This is a genomic window from Altererythrobacter chaiwopuensis, from assembly GCF_054957755.1.
The window spans coordinates 507,476-528,115 of sequence record NZ_JBTXJG010000001.1; the positions used below are offsets into that span (position 1 = coordinate 507,476).

Annotated in this window: 28 protein-coding genes; 13 read left to right on the forward strand and 15 right to left on the reverse strand. The window is 61.3% G+C overall.

Features of this window, described 5'->3' with window-relative positions:
• Positions 1-105: 105 nt before the first annotated feature.
• The 6 genes from ACX2DJ_RS02560 to ACX2DJ_RS02585 all read right to left on the reverse strand — a co-directional run bounded on the left by ACX2DJ_RS02560 (position 106) and on the right by ACX2DJ_RS02585 (position 6,023).
• Entirely contained in the window at positions 106-1,086 is a 981-nt protein-coding gene (locus ACX2DJ_RS02560) for a ParB/RepB/Spo0J family partition protein (protein ID WP_462570820.1), read from the reverse strand.
• Positions 1,083-1,859: a ParA family protein gene (locus ACX2DJ_RS02565; RefSeq protein WP_462570821.1), complete on the reverse strand. Its 777-nt coding sequence runs from the start codon at positions 1,857-1,859 to the stop codon at positions 1,083-1,085. The genes ACX2DJ_RS02560 and ACX2DJ_RS02565 overlap by 4 nt, the downstream gene beginning before the upstream one ends.
• 24 nt (positions 1,860-1,883) lie before the next feature.
• Positions 1,884-2,495: a 16S rRNA (guanine(527)-N(7))-methyltransferase RsmG gene (gene rsmG / locus ACX2DJ_RS02570; RefSeq protein ID WP_462572528.1), complete on the reverse strand. Its 612-nt coding sequence runs from the start codon at positions 2,493-2,495 to the stop codon at positions 1,884-1,886.
• Positions 2,496-2,503: 8 nt separating this feature from the next.
• Entirely contained in the window at positions 2,504-4,357 is a 1,854-nt protein-coding gene (gene mnmG, locus ACX2DJ_RS02575; RefSeq protein WP_462570822.1) for a tRNA uridine-5-carboxymethylaminomethyl(34) synthesis enzyme MnmG, read from the reverse strand.
• A 109-nt stretch (positions 4,358-4,466) separates the two neighbouring features.
• Positions 4,467-5,744 carry a tRNA uridine-5-carboxymethylaminomethyl(34) synthesis GTPase MnmE gene (mnmE, locus tag ACX2DJ_RS02580; RefSeq protein ID WP_462570823.1) on the reverse strand — a complete coding sequence of 426 codons (1,278 nt, stop codon included), beginning with the start codon at positions 5,742-5,744 and terminating at the stop codon, positions 4,467-4,469.
• Between the two features lie 18 nt (positions 5,745-5,762).
• Positions 5,763-6,023: a DUF6489 family protein gene (locus ACX2DJ_RS02585; RefSeq protein WP_462570824.1), complete on the reverse strand. Its 261-nt coding sequence runs from the start codon at positions 6,021-6,023 to the stop codon at positions 5,763-5,765.
• A 115-nt stretch (positions 6,024-6,138) separates the two neighbouring features.
• Here ACX2DJ_RS02585 and ACX2DJ_RS02590 point away from each other — a divergent pair, with 115 nt between their 5' ends.
• Together ACX2DJ_RS02590 and ACX2DJ_RS02595 are read left to right on the forward strand one after the other, a co-directional pair.
• Positions 6,139-6,837 carry a dienelactone hydrolase family protein gene (locus tag ACX2DJ_RS02590; RefSeq protein WP_462570825.1) on the forward strand — a complete coding sequence of 233 codons (699 nt, stop codon included), beginning with the start codon at positions 6,139-6,141 and terminating at the stop codon, positions 6,835-6,837.
• Positions 6,834-7,235 carry a nuclear transport factor 2 family protein gene (locus ACX2DJ_RS02595; protein WP_462570826.1) on the forward strand — a complete coding sequence of 134 codons (402 nt, stop codon included), beginning with the start codon at positions 6,834-6,836 and terminating at the stop codon, positions 7,233-7,235. Before ACX2DJ_RS02590 ends, ACX2DJ_RS02595 begins: the two co-directional genes overlap by 4 nt.
• A 21-nt stretch (positions 7,236-7,256) precedes the next feature.
• On the opposite strand, the gene ACX2DJ_RS02600 is transcribed toward ACX2DJ_RS02595, so the two are convergent.
• From ACX2DJ_RS02600 to hemE, 4 genes are all read right to left on the reverse strand, one after another.
• On the reverse strand, positions 7,257-7,649 hold the full coding sequence (locus tag ACX2DJ_RS02600; protein WP_462570827.1) for a BLUF domain-containing protein: 393 nt from the start codon (positions 7,647-7,649) through the stop codon (positions 7,257-7,259).
• 73 nt (positions 7,650-7,722) lie between these two features.
• Entirely contained in the window at positions 7,723-8,988 is a 1,266-nt protein-coding gene (rho, locus tag ACX2DJ_RS02605; RefSeq protein WP_462570828.1) for a transcription termination factor Rho, read from the reverse strand.
• Positions 8,989-9,186: 198 nt separating this feature from the next.
• Positions 9,187-9,645: a CopD family protein gene (locus tag ACX2DJ_RS02610; RefSeq protein ID WP_462570829.1), complete on the reverse strand. Its 459-nt coding sequence runs from the start codon at positions 9,643-9,645 to the stop codon at positions 9,187-9,189.
• 51 nt (positions 9,646-9,696) lie between these two features.
• Positions 9,697-10,716 (reverse strand): uroporphyrinogen decarboxylase, encoded by a 1,020-nt coding sequence (hemE, locus tag ACX2DJ_RS02615; RefSeq protein WP_462570830.1) that lies wholly within the window; start codon positions 10,714-10,716, stop codon positions 9,697-9,699.
• Positions 10,717-11,049: 333 nt separating this feature from the next.
• Between hemE and ACX2DJ_RS02620 the strand changes: the two genes are divergently transcribed.
• The 10 genes from ACX2DJ_RS02620 (at position 11,050) to ACX2DJ_RS02665 (ending at position 17,606) form a co-directional block, all read left to right on the forward strand.
• Positions 11,050-11,901, forward strand: coding sequence for a pyruvate, water dikinase regulatory protein (locus ACX2DJ_RS02620; protein WP_462570831.1), 852 nt, complete (start codon positions 11,050-11,052; stop codon positions 11,899-11,901).
• A complete protein-coding gene (locus ACX2DJ_RS02625) occupies positions 11,898-12,482 on the forward strand; it encodes a Maf family protein (RefSeq protein ID WP_462570832.1) in 585 nt (194 codons plus the stop codon). The genes ACX2DJ_RS02620 and ACX2DJ_RS02625 overlap by 4 nt, the downstream gene beginning before the upstream one ends.
• Complete coding sequence (aroE, locus tag ACX2DJ_RS02630) at positions 12,479-13,333, forward strand: shikimate dehydrogenase (RefSeq protein ID WP_462570833.1); 855 nt, start codon at positions 12,479-12,481, stop codon at positions 13,331-13,333. The genes ACX2DJ_RS02625 and aroE overlap by 4 nt, the downstream gene beginning before the upstream one ends.
• Positions 13,330-13,926 (forward strand): dephospho-CoA kinase, encoded by a 597-nt coding sequence (gene coaE, locus ACX2DJ_RS02635; protein ID WP_462570834.1) that lies wholly within the window; start codon positions 13,330-13,332, stop codon positions 13,924-13,926. The genes aroE and coaE overlap by 4 nt, the downstream gene beginning before the upstream one ends.
• Before the next feature lie 71 nt (positions 13,927-13,997).
• Positions 13,998-14,690 (forward strand): DNA polymerase III subunit epsilon, encoded by a 693-nt coding sequence (gene dnaQ, locus ACX2DJ_RS02640; protein ID WP_462570835.1) that lies wholly within the window; start codon positions 13,998-14,000, stop codon positions 14,688-14,690.
• A 58-nt stretch (positions 14,691-14,748) separates the two neighbouring features.
• On the forward strand, positions 14,749-15,333 hold the full coding sequence (gene hpf, locus ACX2DJ_RS02645) for a ribosome hibernation-promoting factor, HPF/YfiA family (protein ID WP_462570836.1): 585 nt from the start codon (positions 14,749-14,751) through the stop codon (positions 15,331-15,333).
• Positions 15,334-15,466: 133 nt separating this feature from the next.
• Complete coding sequence (locus ACX2DJ_RS02650; RefSeq protein WP_462570837.1) at positions 15,467-15,928, forward strand: PTS sugar transporter subunit IIA; 462 nt, start codon at positions 15,467-15,469, stop codon at positions 15,926-15,928.
• A complete protein-coding gene (locus ACX2DJ_RS02655) occupies positions 15,918-16,382 on the forward strand; it encodes a PaaI family thioesterase (RefSeq protein WP_462570838.1) in 465 nt (154 codons plus the stop codon). The genes ACX2DJ_RS02650 and ACX2DJ_RS02655 overlap by 11 nt, the downstream gene beginning before the upstream one ends.
• A 16-nt stretch (positions 16,383-16,398) precedes the next feature.
• Complete coding sequence (locus ACX2DJ_RS02660; protein WP_462570840.1) at positions 16,399-16,734, forward strand: DUF1491 family protein; 336 nt, start codon at positions 16,399-16,401, stop codon at positions 16,732-16,734.
• Positions 16,735-16,937: 203 nt separating this feature from the next.
• Positions 16,938-17,606, forward strand: a complete 669-nt coding sequence (locus ACX2DJ_RS02665) for a cell wall hydrolase (RefSeq protein ID WP_462570841.1) — start codon at positions 16,938-16,940, stop codon at positions 17,604-17,606.
• A gap of 63 nt (positions 17,607-17,669) precedes the next feature.
• Here ACX2DJ_RS02665 and xth read toward each other — a convergent pair whose 3' ends face one another.
• Genes xth through ACX2DJ_RS02680 form a run of 3 tightly spaced genes read right to left on the reverse strand, consistent with a single transcriptional unit; the run spans position 17,670 to position 19,301 of the window.
• Positions 17,670-18,467, reverse strand: coding sequence for an exodeoxyribonuclease III (gene xth, locus ACX2DJ_RS02670; RefSeq protein WP_462570843.1), 798 nt, complete (start codon positions 18,465-18,467; stop codon positions 17,670-17,672).
• A 38-nt stretch (positions 18,468-18,505) separates the two neighbouring features.
• Positions 18,506-18,835, reverse strand: a complete 330-nt coding sequence (locus ACX2DJ_RS02675) for a HesB/IscA family protein (RefSeq protein WP_462570844.1) — start codon at positions 18,833-18,835, stop codon at positions 18,506-18,508.
• A gap of 34 nt (positions 18,836-18,869) precedes the next feature.
• On the reverse strand, positions 18,870-19,301 hold the full coding sequence (locus ACX2DJ_RS02680) for a CBS domain-containing protein (RefSeq protein ID WP_462570846.1): 432 nt from the start codon (positions 19,299-19,301) through the stop codon (positions 18,870-18,872).
• 126 nt (positions 19,302-19,427) lie between these two features.
• Between ACX2DJ_RS02680 and ACX2DJ_RS02685 the strand changes: the two genes are divergently transcribed.
• Positions 19,428-19,721 carry a hypothetical protein gene (locus tag ACX2DJ_RS02685; protein WP_462570848.1) on the forward strand — a complete coding sequence of 98 codons (294 nt, stop codon included), beginning with the start codon at positions 19,428-19,430 and terminating at the stop codon, positions 19,719-19,721.
• A gap of 9 nt (positions 19,722-19,730) precedes the next feature.
• On the opposite strand, the gene ACX2DJ_RS02690 is transcribed toward ACX2DJ_RS02685, so the two are convergent.
• Entirely contained in the window at positions 19,731-20,144 is a 414-nt protein-coding gene (locus tag ACX2DJ_RS02690; protein ID WP_462572529.1) for a (2Fe-2S) ferredoxin domain-containing protein, read from the reverse strand.
• A gap of 13 nt (positions 20,145-20,157) precedes the next feature.
• The gene (locus ACX2DJ_RS02695) at positions 20,158-20,607 is read right to left on the reverse strand and encodes a DUF2497 domain-containing protein (protein ID WP_462570850.1); all 450 of its coding nucleotides are present in this window, start codon (positions 20,605-20,607) and stop codon (positions 20,158-20,160) included.
• Between the last annotated feature and the right edge of the window lie 33 nt (positions 20,608-20,640).

Below are 20,640 nucleotides of genomic sequence, written 5' to 3' on the forward strand. Positions count from 1 at the left end.
TTTTTATACGTAATTTCATTTACTTGGGCCAATGAAGTTGCGCGGCGCAACTTGCGGCGTGACCGCGGATTGGGCAGAGTCGCGCGGCGCAACTTCCTCCAGTCTTCAGATGTCGCCACCCGTCAGCCGCTGACAGATCAGATCGAGCTGGTCGAGTGTGCGATAGCGGATCGTGACGGCCCCCTTGCGCGGGTCCGCCTCTGTCTTGATTCGCACTGTCAGCCCGAGAAATTCCTCGAGATGCGCCTGGACCGCCGCAATATCGGCATCCTTGGCCGGATCATTGGTGCTGCGCTTGGCCGATTTGCGAAGCCTGGGTGCGGCATCGCCGCGCGCCAGACCCTCCACCTCGCGCACCGAGAGGTTTTCGCGCACCGCACGCTTGGCCAGTTGCGCCGCGTCATCATGCCCGATCAGCGCGCGGGCATGCCCCATCGACAGCTCACCACCCTCCACCAGGTCAAGCACGGCATCGGGAAGCGCCAGCAAACGCTGCAAATTGGCGACGTGACTGCGCGATTTTTCAACCATTTGCGCGATTTCGGCCTGAGTCAGCCCTTCATCTTCGCTCAATCTGTGATAGGCGCGCGCCTCCTCCACCGGATTGAGGTCTTCGCGCTGGATATTCTCGATCAAAGCCAGTGCCATGACTTCACGTTCGTCGAGTTCGCGCACTAGGGCGGGAATTTCGTGCAACTGGGCCTTTTGAGCCGCGCGCCAACGGCGCTCGCCCGCGACCAGCTGGTAACGCCCCTCACCGCGCGGGCGCACAATTATCGGCTGGATCACTCCGCGGGCAGCGATCGACGCCGCAAGTTCGTCAAGCGCGGCTTCGTCAAACCGTTTGCGCGGCTGCCCCGGCATCGGTTCGATCGTGGCAATTGGCAGTGATGCGAGGCCAGACGTAGGGTAAACCCCTGTTTGAACGTCATCTTTGTCAGGCGCCATGCCATCCGCCTGCATCAGCGGCTCTTCCCGCCTGGTTTCGCCGAGCAATGCGCCCAGCCCCCGCCCCAATTTCTTCTTTCTATCGGCCGAACTGCGCGCCGGCACGGAAAAACGGATCGGATCGGAGGATTCGCTCATGCTGCCTTCCTTTCGGCAGGCAAGCGGCCGATCAATTCGCGGGCAAGGGCAATATAGGCGCGGCTGCCGGCGCAGGAATGGTCATAGACCAGAGCGGGGAGCCCATGGCTGGGCGCTTCAGACAGGCGCACATTGCGCGGGATTACCGTTTCGAACACCAGATTGCCCAGGCATTCGCGCACATCGTCAGCCACCTGGTCGGTCAAACGATTGCGGCGATCGAACATGGTCAAGCCGACACCGATGATGCCCAGCGCCGGGTTGAAACGTTGCTGCACCTGCTCGACGGTCTGAAGCAGTTGGCTGAGCCCTTCGAGCGCGAAAAATTCGCATTGCAGCGGCACCAACAGCGTATCTGCGGCTGACAGCGCATTGAGAGTCAACAGTCCGAGCGAAGGCGGGCAATCGATAAAGCAGATATCGTGGCCGTGATGACCGCGCAGCGCTGCGGCAAGGCGCGAGGTGCGTTTCTCGACCGAAACCAGCTCCACCTCCGCGCCGCTCAAGTCAACCGTCGCCGGCACAAGATCCAGGCCGGGGATGCTGGTGGGAACCATTGATTCCCTTAGGGAAACTCCGTCAATCAGCACATCATAGCTGGAGGCGGTGCGGGCTTCGCTTCTCACCCCCAGGCCGGTCGATGCATTGCCTTGCGGGTCAAGGTCGATCAGCAGCGTGCGCCAGCCGATCGCCGCCAATGCGGTGGCGATATTGATTGCGGTCGTGGTCTTGCCCACCCCGCCTTTCTGGTTCGCTATGGCTATCGTAATCATCGGCCTTGTTCCGCCTTCCTGCACTCAAGTGCTTACGATGATCCCCGCCTCCGCATCGGTCAAGGAATGTTCCACGTGAAACAGCTTGCGAATCTGCGCGGGGAGTTCACTCAGTTCCTGCGCCGCTGAACGCCCCTTGGGCAACAGGTAGGCGGTCGCCTTTGTGGAAAAGGGTGCGGATAATCGCAGAAGTTTCTCGAGCGGCGCAAAGGCGCGTGCCGATATGACACGCGCGTGAAAGGGCTCGACTTGCTCCAGCCGTCGCCCCTCGACCCGGCAGAGCGGCAGGTCAAGTGCCTGCGTCATGCGCGTGAGCCACTCGGCCCGGCGCGTGCGCGATTCGACCAGTACAACTTCGCGGCGCGGATCAAGTGCGGCGATGACTAGCCCGGGAAAGCCCGCCCCTGTTCCGAGATCAAGCCATGGGCTGGACGTTTCACGTGGAACAAAGCGTAGCAGCTGCGCGCTATCTGCAACATGGCGCCGCCAGATCTGCGCTTCAGATGGGCGTGAAATCAGATTCTGGCGCTGATTCTCCTCCAGCAAGGCCGCAATCAGCGCCTCGAGCCGCTCCATCGCCGCCGCATCTGCAAGAGCCTCGACGTAGCGCCGCGCCCCGGCCTCATCGCTCAGCAATTCGTGGCTCACGCGGCTTTCTGCCTGCGCCGGGCATGGACCAGCAGGGCCGAGAGTGCCGCAGGGGTTATTCCCGGCACACGGCCCGCTGCTGCCAGGCTCGCCGGTTTGGATGCGATCAGTCGTTCGACCATCTCGTTTGACAGGCCGGGCACTTCGCCAAACGGGAAATCGCCCCCCAAGGCGAGCGCTTCGCTTGCTCGCAAGTCACGCAATTCAGCATCCTGGCGCGCCAGATAGGGCGCGTAGGCAGCATCTTCAGCCATCTCCGCGACCAGCGGATCATCAGCTAGCAATTCAGCGCCGAGCCAAGGCTGCAGATCGGCCACCCCCACGCCCTCATGCCTAAGCCATTCGCTTACCGGCTTAGTTCCGCCGTCGCGCCGAACGGGCAGGCCAGCATCGTCAAGCTCCTTCGCCGCGATCCCGGCATCGAAATGAGGCGCCAGTTCCGCCCGCCGCTCCTCGCGCCGCACAAACCATTCAGCCCGTTCGCTGCCGACACAGCCTGCGGCAATGCCGAGCGGTGTCAGGCGGGTGGAGGCATTGTTGGCGCGCAGTCGCAAGCGATATTCGGCGCGCGCGGTAAGCATGCGATAGGGCTCGCTCACACCTTGCAGGGTAAGATCGTCGACCATCACCGCGATATAGCTGTTGGCCCGGTCAAGCGCAGGCGCCTCGCGACCCAGAACCTGCGCCGCAGCATTGAGCCCGGAGATCAAGCCCTGCGCCGCCGCCTCTTCATAACCGGTAGTTCCATTTATCTGCCCCGCGCAATAAAGCCCTGAAATTGCGCGCAACTGCAAGTCAGCCGTGAGAGCACGCGGATCGATATGGTCATACTCCACGGCATAGCCAGGCACTTCCATCGCTACCTGCTCCAGCCCCGGCATGGCGCGCAACATGGTGAGCTGGACATCACTCGGCAACGAAGTGCTGATCCCGTTGGGATAGACAAGATGGGTGTCCAGACCCTCAGGCTCGAGGAAGACCTGATGCCCGTCCCGATCGGCGAAGCGGTGGATCTTGTCTTCGATCGAGGGGCAATAGCGCGGGCCCGCTGCACCGATCGCGCCGGTGAACAGGGGTGAACGATGCAGATTGGCGCGGATTACCTCATGCGCCGCCTCGGTCGTGCGGGTGATGGCGCAAAACACCTGCGGATTGATGCGCCGCCCGGTCAGCGGGGACATGGTCCAGTGATCGGCATCGGAAGGTTGCTCTTCAAGCCGCGCCCAATCGATCGTACGCCCGTCAAGCCGCGGAGGCGTGCCGGTCTTGAGCCGCGCCATCGGCAGACCTGCCCCGCGCAATTGCGCAGCCAGCCGATGCGCCGCGTTTTCTCCAATCCGGCCGCCGTCAAAGCGCTCCTCACCCCGAAACAAAGTGCCGCCCAGGAAAGTGCCGGTGCAAAGAACCACTGCCGGTGCTTCAAGCGCAGTACCATCGGCCAGGTCGAGCCCGCACACGCGATCTCCTGCAAGCCGCAATGCTGCGGCTTCGCCTGCAATCACCTCAAGCCCCGCCTGCGCCCGCACAATCTTCTGCACCGCTGCCCTGAACAATCTGCGATCAGCCTGCACACGCGGACCCCAAACGGCGCTGCCCTTCGAACGGTTGAGCATGCGGTAATGGATTGCCCCGGCGTCTGCTGCCCGGCCGATCACGCCGTCCAATGCGTCAACCTCGCGGACAAGATGCCCCTTGCCCAGTCCGCCAATCGCCGGATTGCAGCTCATCGCGCCGATAGCATCAAGATCGAAACTGACGAGTCCCACGCGCGCGCCCATGCGCGCGGCACCGCAGGCCGCCTCGACCCCGGCATGGCCGCCGCCGACCACAAGCACGTCAAAGCTTCGCATGCGCCGCCCGATACTTGAGCCATGCGGTGCGGTCAAAGAACTTTCGCACATAGCAAGCCGCAACCGCGGCCCGTGAATGTTTCACGTGAAACACTGAAGCTGGCTGGCACTACTTCCCGATACAAAAGCGCCCAAACAGCGCGTCGAGCATGTCTTCGGTCGTGGCGCGGCCGACGAGCCGGTCAAACCCCAGCCGTGCCTGGCGCAGACATTCGGCGATAATCAGCGGGTCAGAATGTTCCCCCGCCTCTCGCAGCGCCGCATGTGCCCCCGCGAGCAAGCCGTGCTGGCGCGCATTGAGCGCCGCTTCACCCGGTTTCGGCATCGCGCCCCGCGCCCGCTCGACAAGTGCCAATTTGAGCTTGGCGATGTTTTCGCCAGTGCGGGCAGACACCCGCCAATCGGGTGCGGCTTTAACCAGATGCGCCTGATCGTCGATCTGTGCCTCAATCTCCCAGCATCCAATTGGTCCGTCGTGTTCAGGCCCCAACCATAGAACCAGATCGGCACGTTCCAGCTGATCGCGCGCGCGGCCAATTCCAATCGCCTCGATCTCGTCCGCGCTTCCTTCTCGCAAACCCGCCGTGTCGACAAAGGTGAAGGGCACGCCGCCTATCGCAACCGAACGCTCAATCACATCCCGGGTTGTGCCAGCAACAGGTGAGGTTATGGCTGCTTCGCTCTCAATCAAAGAATTGAAAAGAGTAGATTTTCCTGAATTCGGCGGCCCTGCCAGCACCACCCGATAGCCCTCACCCAAACGCTCTGACTGCGGACGTGCCAGCCAATCGGCCAAATCCTCCGCAAATTGACCGAGCCGCGGCGAGAAATCCGCCGCCAGCCCGCCAACATCGTCCTCATCGCCAAAATCCAGCGCAGCCTCGACCTCGGCAGACAACCGCAACAATGCCTCGCGCCATTGCTCCACCTGGCGCGAAAATCCACCCCCTGCCATCGCGATCGCAGCACTGCGTTGAAGTTCTGTCTGGGCGCTCAGCAAATCGGCCAGCCCCTCCGCCTCGGCCAGATCGATCCGGCCATTGGCGAAGGCCCTGCGCGTGAACTCGCCCGGTTCGGCGCGGCGCAGCCCATGAAACTGCGCAAGCTCGCCTTCAACCGCCGCGATCACCGCCCGCCCGCCATGGCAGTGCATTTCGGCCAGATCTTCGCCTGTCGCTGTATCGGGGCCGGGAAACCACAACACCAGCGCTTCATCAAGCAGTCGGCCATCCGTGCCGTGCAGGCGCGCCAGGCTGGCACGGCGGGGCCCCACCTCGCGCCCCGCAAGCACGCGCAGCGATTCCCCCGCACCCGGCCCGCTGATCCGGATCACGCCGATTGCGGCGGGCGGCGCACCGCTCGAAAGGGCAAAAATCGTGTCGCTCATGCGTGAATGGCGCGCAGCCTATTGATCATCGCCGGATTTCTGCCGCGAGCCGGCCCCGCGCATCCCGCCTTCCATGAAGCTCTGGAACATTTTCAGGCCCAACTGGCCCATCGGCGCGAGTTGCTGGGCATATTCCTGCAACTGATCGGGGTTGGAAACGCCCTTCATCGCCTTGGCGATCGTATCGACATAAACGCTGTTCGCCTTGGACACATCTGGCAGGCCCATGAAGGCGCGGGCCTCTTCGGGCGTGCAGTCGATCTCGATATTGACCTTCATGGCAATTCCTCCACTGGCAAGGCGGGCTCCGGATCCGCCCTCACATATTTGGGTTTGGCAATCACCCCCCACAAGCGATAAGCCGCTTTCGCAGCAAATCAAAGGAGCAACCCTCATGACCGAGACAGTCACGATTCCCACGCTCGATGGAGGCGCCAGTTTCAACGCCTATGTTGCGCGGCCCGAAGGCGCACCTAAAGCTGCAATCATCGTGATCCAGGAAATCTTCGGCGTGAACCCGGGTATCCGCAGCAAATGCGATAGCTGGGCGGCGGACGGCTATCTCGCGGTTGCGCCGGACCTGTTCTTCCGCATGAAACCGGGGATCGTGCTCGATCCCGATGTCGAGGCCGAATTCAACCAGGCGCTCGATTATTTCGGCAAGTACAATCCCGATGACGGGGTGAAGGACATCGAAGCGACAATCCACTGGATCCGCCGGGAGGCTGGTGTGCCCAAGGTCGGCTGCGTGGGATACTGCCTTGGCGGCAAGCTCGCCTATATGACAGCGGCACGCACCGACATCGATGCTTCGGTCGGCTATTACGGGGTCATGATCGACCAGATGCTGGGCGAGAAGCACGGCATCGCCCATCCGCTGCTGCTGCATGTGCCCACGGCAGACCATTTCGTCGGGCCGGAAGCGCAGGCCGCGATGCATGCGGGGCTTGACGATCACCCGCGCGTAACCCTGTACGATTACGAAGGGCTCGACCACGGCTTCGCCACTGAAAGCGGCAACCGCCGCAATGAAGAAGGTGCGCAGCTTGCCGACGGACGCACGAAGGCCTTTTTCGCCGAGCATCTGGCATGAGCGCCGCTGCCAAGGGCCTGAAGCGCTGGCATGAAGTGATCAAGGGCGGCAGCGATCCTGCCGCGCTCGCCGCAATCATGCGCGAAGATGCCGTATTCCATTCACCGGTGGTGCACACTCCGCAGGTCGGGCGCCCGATCGTGGTCGCCTATCTTAGCGCGGCCGGTGCAACGCTGGGCAATGACAGCTTCACCTATGTCCGGGAGGTAGTGGATGGGGACACCGCAGTGCTCGAATTCACCACTGAAATGGACGGGATCCACGTCAACGGAATTGACATGATCACCTTTGACGAGGAAGGTTTCATCAAGGATTTCAAGGTGATGGTCCGCCCCCTGAAAGCCGTCAACAAGGTCTGGGAAATGATGGCTGCGCAGCTTCAGAAACCGAAGGGATGACGCACGGCCCTGACTCAGCCGCTAATTCAACGATGCGAAGTTGAGGATGATCCGGCGCAGGCTGGGATCGATATCTTGCGGCAGTTCGGCATCGAGCGCATCACGCCGCGCCGACACATCGTCGGCAATCCGGATGTGCCGCATCAGCCAATCAGGGCAGGCGCGCTCCTCGACTGCAATATCCTCGATGATTGAAACCCCGTTGTGGCGCGGATCGGCTTCGATCCGATGCAGCACCCAGGATAAATCCTCGACATTGCCTTCGAGCAATTGCAGGAAATTGCGCCCATTATAAAGCAGCAGGCCGGTCACCGCACGCTCAGCATTGTTACGCCGGCACGATTCAAGGATTGATGCGATCGCCGCTGAATCGATCCCCGCAGCGGTGCTGATATAGACAATTTGGCGCAGCATCAGCCGGGTGATAGCCGGATTGCCCGCAAAGGCAAGCGGCCCCGCAGCATGACCTGCCGGGGCCAGCCCACCCTTACTGGTTCATGGTCGCAAAGAAGTCTTCATTGGTCTTGGAATCCTTCATCTTGTCGAGCAGGAATTCCATCGAATCGATCGTACCCATCTGCATCAGGATGCGGCGCAGGACCCACATCTTCGACATCACGTCCTTGTCGACCAGCAGTTCTTCCTTGCGGGTACCGGACTTGCCGACATCCAGCGCGGGGAAGATACGCTTGTCCGAAACCTTGCGGTCGAGCACGATTTCCGAATTGCCGGTGCCCTTGAACTCCTCAAAGATCACTTCGTCCATGCGGCTGCCGGTATCGATCAGCGCGGTGGCGATGATCGACAGCGAGCCGCCTTCCTCGATATTGCGCGCCGCGCCGAAAAAGCGCTTGGGCCGCTGGAGAGCGTTGGCATCGACACCGCCGGTCAGCACCTTGCCCGAGCTGGGCACAACGGTGTTGTAGGCGCGGCCGAGGCGGGTGATCGAATCGAGCAGGATCACCACGTCCTTCTTGTGCTCGACCAGGCGCTTGGCCTTCTCGATCACCATTTCGGCAACTTGCACATGGCGATTGGCCGGCTCGTCAAAGGTAGAAGAAATCACTTCGCCCTTCACGCTGCGCTGCATGTCGGTGACTTCCTCGGGCCGCTCGTCAACCAGCAGCACGATCAGGAACACCTCGGGATGGTTGTCGGTGATCGCCTTGGCGATGTTCTGTAGCAGCACGGTCTTGCCGGTCCGCGGCGGGGCCACAATCAGCGAGCGCTGGCCCTTGCCCTGCGGCGCGATGATGTCGATCACCCGCGCGCTCTTGTCCTTCACCGTGGGATCGGTGGTGTCGAGATTGAGCTTCTCGTCCGGGTAGAGCGGCGTAAGATTGTCAAAATTGGTGCGGTGACGCACGGCGTCCGGATCGTCGTAATTGACGCTGGTAAGGCTGGTCAGCGCGAAATAGCGCTCCCCATCGCGCGGCGCGCGAATCTCACCTTCAACCGTATCCCCGGTGCGCAGCCCCCATTTGCGAATCTGATTGGGAGATACATAGATATCGTCCGGCCCTGCCAGGTAGTTGGCTTCGGGCGAACGCAGGAAGCCAAAGCCGTCCTGCAGCACTTCGATCGTGCCCAGGCCCATGATCTTGTCGTTATATTCCTCGTCTTCCGCCAGCTCGCGCAGGATGCTGAACAACAGATCCTGGCGGCGCATGGTCGAGGCGCCCTCAACCCCCAGCTCTTCAGCCATGGAGACCAGTTCGGCCGGGGTCTTCTGTTTCAGATCTTTAAGATGCATTGGTATGTCTGTCCGTTACTGAAAATGGCCGGAAGGTCGGTGTCTCGCCTGTGGTGCAAGACATTCGGGCTTGGAGAAAGCAGACCCAGGCCGCGCGGAATGCGGGGCCACAACGCCGGTTGGATGGCCCGAAATAGAATTGCTCGCGAGCCGCGTCAATCGCTGAAATTGCCCTGCCGCGCGCCCAAAGGCAGCGGGCTACATCTGGCGGACAACAATCACCAGGATCACGATCAACACCAGCAGCAGGCCGGGCACTTCGCCCAACATGCGCAATTGCTTCTCGCCCAGTGGCCGCTCGCCCGCCGCGAATTTCTTCGACTGCGAGACCATGAAGCCGTGATAACCGGTAAGCAGAATCACCAGCAGCAATTTGGCATGCAGCCAGCCAAGCCCCGGCGCGCCATCAAACAGGCCCAGCTCCACCGCCATCAAGAGCCCCAGCGCCCACACCACAATCAGGCTGGGCGTCAGGATGACCTTGCGCAATAGGCCCATCCGGTGCGCCCACAGCGCCTCTTCGGCCGATCCGGCAGGCGCGCCATGGACGTAGATCATCTGGCGCGGCAGCATGAACAACCCAGCCATCCAGAACACCACGAAGATGATATGGCCGGCCTTGAGCCAGAGATAGGTCATGGCAATAGCATCCTGCATAGCTGGATCATGTAGGAAACCAGCACGTCTACGTCACCCCCGCAGAGTCAATCAGCTGCCGCGCACCGCCGCCACGAGCTGCTCGACATGTTCGATCGGGGTGTGCTGGCCAATCCCGTGGCCCAGGTTGAACACATGCGGGCGGGCGGCAAAACATTCTAGAATGAATTCGACCCGCGCCTTGAGCGCATCGCCCCCCGCCATCAACAACAAGGGATCCAGATTGCCCTGCACCGGCATTCCTGGCGGCAATTCGCGGTGGGCCCATGCGGGATCAACCGTTTCATCCAGCCCCACCGCATCGACGCCGGTGCGGCGGGCATAGTCGATCAGCTTTTCACCCGCCCCTTTGGGGAAACCGATCACCGGGCAATCCGGGTGCGAATGCTTGATTGCCGCAGTGATCGCGGCATTGGGTTCGATCACCCAGCGCTCGAACTGGTCGGGCGCCAGGCTGCCAGCCCAGCTGTCGAACAATTGCACCGCCTCGACGCCGGCATCGATCTGCCCGCGCAGATAGGTGATGGTGACCTCTGCAATCGAATCGATTATCGACTGGAAACGCGCCGGATCAAGATAGGCCAGCTCGCGCGTGCGGTGCTGGTCGCGGCTGCCCTCGCCCGCCACCATATAGGTGGCAACAGTCCACGGGCTGCCGGCAAAGCCCAGCATGGTCACGCTGTCGTCAAGCTGCGCGCGGCATAGCCGTACGGTCTCGTATACGGCGTCAAAACGCTCATGTTTGGTTGTGAAATCGGCAAGCTCTGCTTCATGCAATGGCGGGGTTAGCCTAGGCCCTTCGCCGGCCGTGAATTCCAGCCCCTGGCCCATGGCATGCGGCACGATCAATATGTCCGAAAACAGGATTGCCCCGTCGAAACCGAATCTCCTGATCGGCTGGAGGGTGACCTCTGCAGCGGCCTCGCTGTCATAGACAAGGTCGAGAAAACCGCCCTTTTCTGCCCTAAGCTCGCGATACTCGGGCAAATAGCGTCCAGCCTGACGCATCAGCCACATGGGTACTTTGTCAGAACGCTTTCCCTTCAGCGTATCAAGCAGCAAACCAGGCATTCGGAAGGTCCAATCAAATAAATAGTATATTTAAAAAGGATTGATGGAGTCTGTTGGCCCTGTGGATTTCGGGGACAAGCGGCTCCTGCCCAATTTTTGCCGGTAATGCAAAGGCCGCAGCATAGGGCGACTCGTTGCCGGGCCCATGTCGAGTCATATTTATCCCTGCTATCCCCAGCCTGTGGGCAACCAGGCCATGCTGTAGACAGACTCGCTGGTTAAGCAGCCGATAGTGGGCATGGAATTGATCCCCGAACTTGTCGCCAGCCTTCTCCCGTGGTTTATGCCCGAAAGGCTCCACAACCCCTGCGACGGGATAAAAACACACCCGCGATGAAGCGAATGCACCTCCATCTTGTTTCGGATTCGACTGGCGAAACGCTTGAGATGATCGCCAAGGCGGCGCTCGCCCAGTTCGACAATCCCGATGTCGTGCGGCATTTCTGGCCGATGGTGCGCTCGCGCCAGCATCTTGACCGGATCGTGCCCTCGCTTGCTGCCAGCCCGGGCCTGGTCCTGTTCACCTTGGTCAATGCCGAAACCCGCGGGCGGCTGGAGGAACATTGCCGCCAGATCGGCCTGCCCGCCGTGCCCGTGCTCGATGCGGTAACTGCTGCCTTCGAAGCGCAATTGGGTGAAGAGGCGCATGGCAAGCCCGGGCGCCAGCATATGATGGACGAAGCCTATTTCAGGCGGGTCGACGCGATCCATTACACCATTGCGCATGATGACGGTGTTGGCTGGGAAGATTGGGAAGAGGCGGACATTGTGCTGGCCGGGGTATCGCGCAGTTCGAAGACGCCGACCAGCATCTATCTGGCCAATCGCGGGTATAAGGTTGCGAATATCCCCCTGGTGGTGGAATCGCCGCCGCCGCCCGCGCTGTTTGGCTTGCGCCACCCGCTGGTCGTCGGCCTCACCACTGCGCCGGAACGGCTGGTGCAGGTGCGGCGCAACCGGCTGCTCTCGCTCAACGAGGGTACCGAGACTTCCTATGTCGATTCCGAAAAGGTCCGCGATGAGGTGCAATTTGCGCGGCGCATGTTTGCCGATAATGGCTGGCCGGTGATCGACGTTACACGCCGTTCGATCGAGGAAACAGCAGCTGCGGTGATCCGCTTCTATCAGGAACGCAAGGACAGTATGCGCGGCGCAAATGACCAGCGCGGCGAAGGCGCTATATGATTATCCTGGCGTCAAAAAGCGCGTCACGCCGGGCTATGCTCGATGCGGCTGGTGTCGCCCATGAAGGGATCCCCGCTGTGCTTGACGAGCGCGCGGTTGAAGCGGGCTTGCAAGGCTGTTTGCCTGGCGAGATCGCCGAAGCGCTGAGCGTTGCCAAGGCGCAGGCGGTGGCGCGCGCAAATCCGGGGCGGCTGGTTCTGGGTAGCGACAGCTTGGTGACCTGCGGCGGTCGCCGGTTCGACAAGCCTGCAAGCCGTGCACAGGCGGAAGAGCATTTACGCTACTTTTCCGGCAAGGTGATGGACCTCCACAGCGCCGCTGCACTGGTGCGCGGCGACGCATGCGAATGGAGCGCTTCGTCGCTTGCGCAGCTGCATGTGCGCGAATTGAGCGGTGCCTTTATCGAATCCTACCTCGATGCCGAATGGCCCGAAGTCGGCCATTGTGTCGGGGTGTTCCGCATCGAGGGGCTGGGGGTGCAATTGTTCAGCGGGATCGAAGGTGACCACTTCACCGTGCTCGGCATGCCGCTGCTCGGCGTGCTGGGCGCCTTGCGCGAACTGGGGGAGCTGCCCTCGTGAGCAAACCCTATGCCGAAGTGATCGGCGATCCGATCGCGCAGTCGAAAAGCCCGGCGATCCATAATTTCTGGCTCGGCAAGCTCGGGATCGATGCCGAATATCGCGCCTGCCACGTGCGGCCTGGGGAGCTGGCTGATTATCTGGCCGCCCGCCGTGAAGATGCGGACTGGCGCGGCTGCAATGTCACCATGCCGCACAAGCAGTCTGTCATTCACCTGATCGACCAGCTTGATCCGGTCGCGCGGCGGATCGGTGCGGTCAACACGCTGGTTCCGCAAGCGGAAGGGCTGCTTGGCATCAACACCGACGCAGCGGGGTTCCTTGAGCCGTTGCGAGGCGAGCTCGAACACCGCCACCTGTTCCGCATGGCGCGGGTGCTGGGCACAGGGGGCGCGGCGCGGGCGATCATAACCGCATTGACGGGTGAGGGATTCACACTGGTCGTTGCGGGGCGCGATCCTGGCAAGGCGCGCGCATTGCTCGATGAACTTGCGCCTGCAAGCGAGCATCACGCGGTCGATCTCGCGCATTTCGCCGATCCCACCGATTTTGCCTTTGACGATCGCAATGGTTGCCTGGATCTGGTGGTCAACGCTTCACCGCTGGGTATGCGCGGGCAGCCCGATCTGGCGTTTGACTGGAGCCACGCGCCGCCCGGTGCGATCGCCTATGACATCGTCACCGATCCGCTTGAGACCCACTTCCTCAAATCCGCACGCTCCGCCGGACACAAAACGCTCGACGGGCTCGATATGCTGATCGGTCAGGCTGCCATCGCATTCGAGCATTTCTTCGGGCAGGCGCCGCCGCGCGAACATGATGCGGATATCAGAAGGCTGTTGGCACAATGACGCGGCCCATTATCATCGGACTCACCGGCTCGATCGGTATGGGCAAGTCAACCGTGGCAGAAATGTTCCAGCGCCGCGGTGTGCCGGTGTTCGATGCCGATGCCGAAGTGCGCAAGATGCAGCGCGCCGGGGGTGAGCTGATTGCACCGATCGAGGCTGCCTTCCCCGGATCGACCGGTCCCGAGGGAGTGCGGCGCGATGCGCTGGGGGCGCTGGTGTTTGGAGACAAGCAGGCGCTTGCCCGGCTCGAGGCGATCGTCCATCCGGCGGTGGCGGCAAAGCGGGCCGAATTCCTGATCGAGCATGGCGGCGCGCCGCTGGTGGTGTTCGATATTCCCCTGCTGTTCGAAAAGGGCGGGCATGAAAGCGTGGACACGGTGGTGGTCGTATCCGCGCCGGTCGATGTCCAGCGCAAGCGGGTGCTCGCCCGCGAAGGCATGTCGCCTGAGAAATTTGCGCATATCCTGTCATTACAGGTACCCGATAGCGAGAAGCGCGCACGTGCCGATCACGTGATCGAGACCGGAACTTCACTGGCTGAAACCGAGGCCGCAGTGGCGGATCTGATCGAACGATTGCGGGCCAGCGCCTGACCTTTGGCGATGCGCCGGAATGATGCCGGAAGTGCTTGCCAAATGGGATGGGTGGTCCGATACTGAACGTGATGCGGGAAATCGTTTTCGACACCGAAACCACCGGACTTGACCCAGCTTCGGGTGACCGGATGGTAGAAATCGGTTGCGTCGAGATGATCAACCGGGTGCCCAGTGGCGCCACCTTCCACGCCTATTTCAATCCTGAGCGCGACATGCCCGCCCCGGCAGAAGCCGTGCATGGATTGTCGAGCACCTTCCTGGCTGACAAACCGCTGTTCGCTGAACAGGCCGATGCGCTGTTGCAGTTTCTCGGCGATGCACCGCTGGTGGCGCACAATGCCGGCTTCGATTTCGGCTTTCTCAACAATGAGCTGGCGCTGGTTGGGCGCCCGCCGGTCGATCGCGCGCGGATGATCGATACGGTGGCGATTGCGCGCAAGCGCCATCCTGGCGCCAAGGTTTCGCTCGACGCACTGTGCACCCGCTATGGCATCGATCGCAGCCACCGCGTGAAGCACGGTGCACTGCTTGATGCGGAATTGCTCGCACAGGTCTATGTCGAGCTCACCGGCGGCCGGCAGATCGGGCTCGAACTGGCCGCTGAAACCTGCGTGACCGAGATCGTAGTGACCGGCATTTCCACCGTGTCTGGGCCGCAGCAACCCCGCCGCGAACCGCGCGCACACGCAGCAAGCGCCGAAGAGCTCGCGCGGCACCATGAATTTGTAGGCCGGATCGAAAACCCGCTCTGGTCGAACTGAATGTCCGGGGCCCGCTTCCGGGTTCCGCAAGAACGAGAAGACAGGAGATCGTGCGCAAATGGATATTCGCGTTTCAGGCCATCAGATCGAAACCGGCGCCGCGCTGCAGGAACATGTCACGGACCGGTTGGGCGGGATCGTCGACAAGTACTTCGATCGCGCGCTTTCCTCTCATGTCACTTTCGGCAAGGCGCCCGCAGGCATGTTTGCGTGCGACATCGTAACCCATGTGATGCAGGGGCTGATCCTCAAGGCCCACGCTGAAGCGCAGGACGCGCATCTTGCGCTTGATGCCGCAGCAGCGAAAATCGACAAGCAATTGCGGCGCTACAAGCGCAGGATCAAGGATCGACATGAGCAGGTGGCGCATGCCCAGCGCGAGGAAAATGCGGCCTACATCCTTGAGGAAGCAGCCTATACGATCTTCGCCAGTGACGAGTCTGAAGACGAGCTCACTAGCGATGCTCCGCCGGTGATTGCCGAGACGAGCGTCGACATTCCCGAGGCAAGCGTGGCTGACGCGGTGATGATGCTCGATCTGCGGGATACCAATGCATTGTTTTTCAAAAACGCTGGAACCGGGCGGCATAATATGGTTTACCGCCGCGCGGATGGTTCGATCGGCTGGGTCGAACCGCGTTAAAGAAGCGCGGCCGGAAGTTGCGGCGGCATGTGCAGCGTCCCTGGAAATCGTCGGTGCAAGGCTGCCCGCAAGAGGTGGTGATCGCAGGCGTTGGGGTTGCTTGAAATTTTGACGGACGTGAAACTGGTCTGAAATGAACGCAAATTTTCAATTTCTACCGGAAGCGGTTGCACTTGTGCGGCTGGATTCCAAGCAGGATGTGCTGGCACAGGTCGCGAGCATGTTCGGGCTCGCATATGGTATCGATTCGGCTGCGGTTCTTGATGGAATTGAAGAACGTGAACGGCTTGGCTCGACCGGATTCGGCGGCGGCGTGGCAATTCCCCATGCGCGCTCCAATTCAGTGACCCGGCCATCCGCCGTGTTGCTGCGATTGGCGCATCCGGTGGAATATGACGCGGCCGACGGCATGCCAGTGGAACTCGTTTTTGGCCTGCTTTCACCCGAAAATGCCGGAGCAACACATCTCCACGCGCTGGCAGCAATTTCGCGTCTGGTGCGCGATGAAAGCGTTCACGAAGCACTGCTTGAAGCGCCTGATGCCGAGGCGCTCTATGCCTTGTTCAGCAACCAGATCGAGAGCGATGCCGCCTGACGGCCCAGCCTCAGGCGCGGAGTTGCACTATCGTGCGCTTGAGCGGCTCTATGCTTCGGCTCCGATCAACACACTGTTTGCATCGCGGCTCGAAATTGTGGGTGAAGGGCGTTCGCGGATTACATTCAGCGTCGACGAATCGAGCTATCATGCCGCGGGGGCCGCACATGGCACGATCTATTTCAAGATGCTCGACGATGCAGCCTTCTATGCTGCCAATACCCGAACTACCGATCGTTTTTTGCTGACGACGTCATTCAACCTCCATTTCACCAAGCCGGTGCGCCGCGGCGAAGTGGTTGCCGAAGGCGTGTGGATCAGCGGCAAGCGCCGCGTCTTCGTTGCCGAAGCGCGGCTGGTCGATGCCGAGGGCGATGAAATCGGGCGTGGAACCGGCACATTCATGCGCTCGCGCATCCCGCTCGCCAGCCTGCCGGGCTACCAGGCAGGCTGAAGGTGGGGTCGGCTTAGTGGAAGGGCGGCTCCCCGCGCATCTCGAAGTGGCGGGAATGATTCGTGCGATCGAATCGCAAGGTGGTTTCGCAAGTGTTATCGCCAAAGGCGAGAGGGACGCCGGAACCATCCTGGTTTTAACTATCTATCGCGGCGAGAACGCAGTTCTTTTCGAAAGAATGCCGCAGCTCGATGGTTCGCGACCATATATTGCTGCAAAGCGGCAAAATCCTGAAAATCAGCAGGAAATTTTCGAATACCTTGAAAAACGGCGCAAGCAGGACCCCGATATCTGGGTTGTGGAGGCAGATATCGCTGATGGAGAACGGTTCATCGCATCCTGGGCGCGTTAACTTGACCTTTGCCGGTTCGGCTCTATTTGGCCGCGCAGCTTCCAGGTGCGTAGGCGGCGCTGTTCGGCAATACGGTCGAAGCGCAGGCACGCAGACGGGGGACGGCCGGCAGGCAAGAATTACGGACCGCTTTTACAAACGCAATTAACGCGATTGGTCCATGCCTGCGTCGGAGCGCGTTCACCGCCCAGAACCAAGAAAATATGATCCGCAGGAGCCATGGGCTCGGGCTTGCCGCTGGCGCGGTTGTGCTCGGCCTTACATTTGCCAGTGCCGAGTTTTCCGGCGCTTTCGCCCAGGTCACCGATCCGGGGCAACAAAAGGCGGTGAACGCCGCCGGTGGTTCGTCTGACGAAACTGCCCCACAGTTCATTTCGCAAGAGGTCGTGCAGCCACTCGCCGATGATTTGGCCGAGAAGTCCGCGTCCAATGCGGATACGGCGCAGGCCAAGGCCGGATCGCTGCGCAATCTGGTTGCGTCAACCGACACAGATTTCGCCCTGTCCGAGCAGATGCACTGCCTTGCCGGTGCGGTCTATTTCGAGGCGCGCGGCGAACCGCTCCCTGGCCAGCTGGCTGTGGCGCAGGTGGTGATCAATCGCGCCGCCAGCGAACGCTTTCCATCAAGCTATTGCGGGGTTGTCTATCAGCGTGCGCAATTCTCATTCGTGAAGGGCGGGGACATGCCGCAGATCAACACCGGGTCGCAGGCCTGGCGGCAAGCCAAGGCGGTTGCCCGGATCGCGCACGAGGGCATGTGGGAATCCGAAGTGCAGGATTCGCTATACTTCCATGCCAAATATGTCCGGCCCAGCTGGAGCCGCAAGAAGGTTGCCCGCGCGACAATCAGCCAGCACATCTTCTATCGCTGAGCGGGTTCGCGTTACGTGATTTGAGGGGCCCGCCGCAAGGTTGGGCCCCTTTTCCCTGCGTGGTCAATGGCGCAGATCGGCCCATACCGGCGCATGGTCGCTGGCTTTCTCGCGGCCGCGGTGATCGCGGTCCACTCCGACAGCGACCAGCCGGTCGGCAAGCTCCGGACTGAGCAATATGTGGTCGATGCGAAAGCCATGGTCGCGCTGCCAGGCACCGGCCTGATAGTCCCAATAGGTCCACACCCCGCCGCGCGGATTGTGCGTGCGCAAGGCATCGGTCCAGCCATCGGCCAGAAGCCGGGAATAGGCAGCGCGCGATCCAGGCTGCATCAGGGCATCGTCTGCCATGGCCTTGGTTGACCAGACATCATTGTCTTCAGGGATCACGTTGAAATCGCCCAGCACCACGGCGGGCACTTCCTCCGCCCAGATTTCGGCCATTCGAGCCCGCAATCGCTCCATCCAGGCGAGCTTGTAGTCGAATTTGGGGCCAGGCTGCGGGTTGCCGTTGGGCAGGTAGATACAGGCGATGCGGATCCCGCCGACATCGGCTTCAAGATAGCGGGCCTGCTCTTCGCCCGAGCCGTCAGGACCCGGAATGCCAAGCCCGCGCTGCACCTCTTTGGGGCCCGCGATCCCCGCGCGCTCGTCAGCCAGTATGGCGACACCGTTGAAGCTCTTCTGCCCGTGCCAGATCGCGCGATAGCCGATCGCTGCGAATTCTTCGGCCGGGAAATTCTCGTCCATGCTCTTGATCTCCTGCAGGCAGGCGACCGATGGGCGCGTTTCTTCGAGCCATTCCTTGAGGCGCGGCAGGCGCGCCTTGATACCGTTGATGTTGAATGTTGCTATCTTCATGACAACACTTGTGCCTGAAGACGCGCGAGCGGTCTAATTCAAATCCCGAAGCTTGAACCGCAGCCGCAACCGGCGGCGGCCTGGGGATTTTCGACCCTGAAGGCTGCGCCGCCCAGTGATTCGACGAAGTCAACCACACTGCCGGAAACCAGGTCCAGGCTCACCGGATCAACCACCAGCTGCACGCCATCGGTTTCGCTTACCGCATCTTCGCCCTCTGCCGCTTCGGCAAGATCGAACTTGTATTGGAAGCCGGAACACCCGCCCCCCTCAACCGAAAGGCGCAAGATCGCCGGCCTGGACTGTTTTTGCGCAATCCAGGCTACCCGCTTCGCCGCAGCAGGGGTGAGTGTGAGTGTTGCTGTCATCGTTACACCGATCTAGGTGCTCGCCTGCCAATTCTCAAGCACTCTGGATATAGATCCGCATCGCTTCGGCTTCATGTTCGACCTTGTCTGTCTGGTGCTTGACCAGATCGCCGATTGAAATGAAGCCCACCATCGCACTGTCATCAACCACCGGAAGGTGGCGAATCCGCCGCCGCGTCATCAGCGCCAGCGCTTCGTTGATTGGTGTTTTCGGCGCAACAGTGATCGGCGGCGCGGTCATCACTTCGGCAAGCGGGCGGTTGAGGCATACCTCCCCCTCTTCAGCCAGCCGATAGATGACATCGCGTTCCGAGAAAATCCCCACCACGGATCCTCCGCGCATTACCGGCAGCGCGCCGATTCGCTTCTGGGCCAGCAGCGCCACTGCCTCGCGCATCGGCACGGTCGAATCGCAGAAGATGATGTCTTGCGAACTGCGCTTTTCGATGATCCTTGCGATAGTCATCCCAACCTCCTGACCTCCATGCGGAGTGATTCCGAAGGGAAGAATGCCATTCTTGCACCAAAAAGGCGAGTCACGACGCATATGACGGGCATTGCATCGCCGCGCGCGAAGGCCCATGTGGCCCCCATGGTAGCCAAATCCCCACTCGATGATCCTCAGACGGCGGCGCATGCCTGGGCGCGTTATCGCCGCCTGATGCGGTTCATGTTCATGCTCACCGTGGGCACTGTCATGATTGCCATGGCGCTGCTCTACAAGTTCAACGGCATGGTTTCGGTCCATTTCTACATTGCCCTGGCGCTGGGCATGGGCTTCATGATGTTGCTCACGAGCGCGCTGATGGGGCTGGTTTTCCTGTCCAACGGGACCGGACATGATGCCGCTGTCGACAACAATATGCCCAGCCATGACGAGGAATAGACCGCTGCGCTAATCGGGGTAGCGCAGGCGAAATTCCTCCACCGGTTTCCCACTAATCAAATGCTGCTGGATAATTGCTTCAAGCACATCCTCACGCGCGGAATGATACCAAACGCCTTCGGGCCAGACGACCGCAATGGGCCCTGCGGCGCAGATTTGCAGGCAATCGGCCTTGGTCCGCTGCACGCCCCCGCAGGGCCTGCCATCGGGATTGATGCGCTTGGGGCCGGACAGCCTCAGTTCGTTCAGGCGGCGCTTGAGGTATTTCCACGAGGCCTCACCTTCCTCGCGCGAGCAGCATTTCTGCTTATCGCTCATCGCGCAGAGAAAAATGTGCCGCGCGGTGCTTTGGCCGCCGAGTTTGGCGAGCGCCAATTGTGCTTCGTGGAGCGTGACGGGGGGCGGCTTGTCGCTGGGATCCATCGGCTGCGATGTGCTAGCCACGTTTGCCGGCGATCCGGGCGATTTCGGCCTGGACCATCTTCTCGACCATGCCGGGCAGGTTCCTGTCGAGCCATTCGGCCAACATCGGGCGCAACATGTCACGCACCATGCCTTCAAGCGAGGTTTCGCCGGAGCGCACGATCTGTGGGCGCGCGCCCGGTTCGGCCAGCATGGCCAGCGCCTCGAAATTCTCGCGCATCGATTGGCGCACCGTATCGGTAGTCAGTGGGCCGTCTTCGTCAACAGCGTCATCATTGTCGCGAGCGCCACCTTCGACAAATTCCATGTCCGAAAGATCGAGCACTTCATCTTCTGTTCGCGAATTTGCTGACGGCGGCGGGTTTCCGCGCACCGGGCCGGCGGCATCACGATTGTCCCGCGCGATCACTTTCTTGATCGATTCGAGGATCTCTTCGACCGAAGCTTCACCGTGCTGCGCCATCGCGGCCTATTTCCCTGCTGCTTGTCTTGCGTC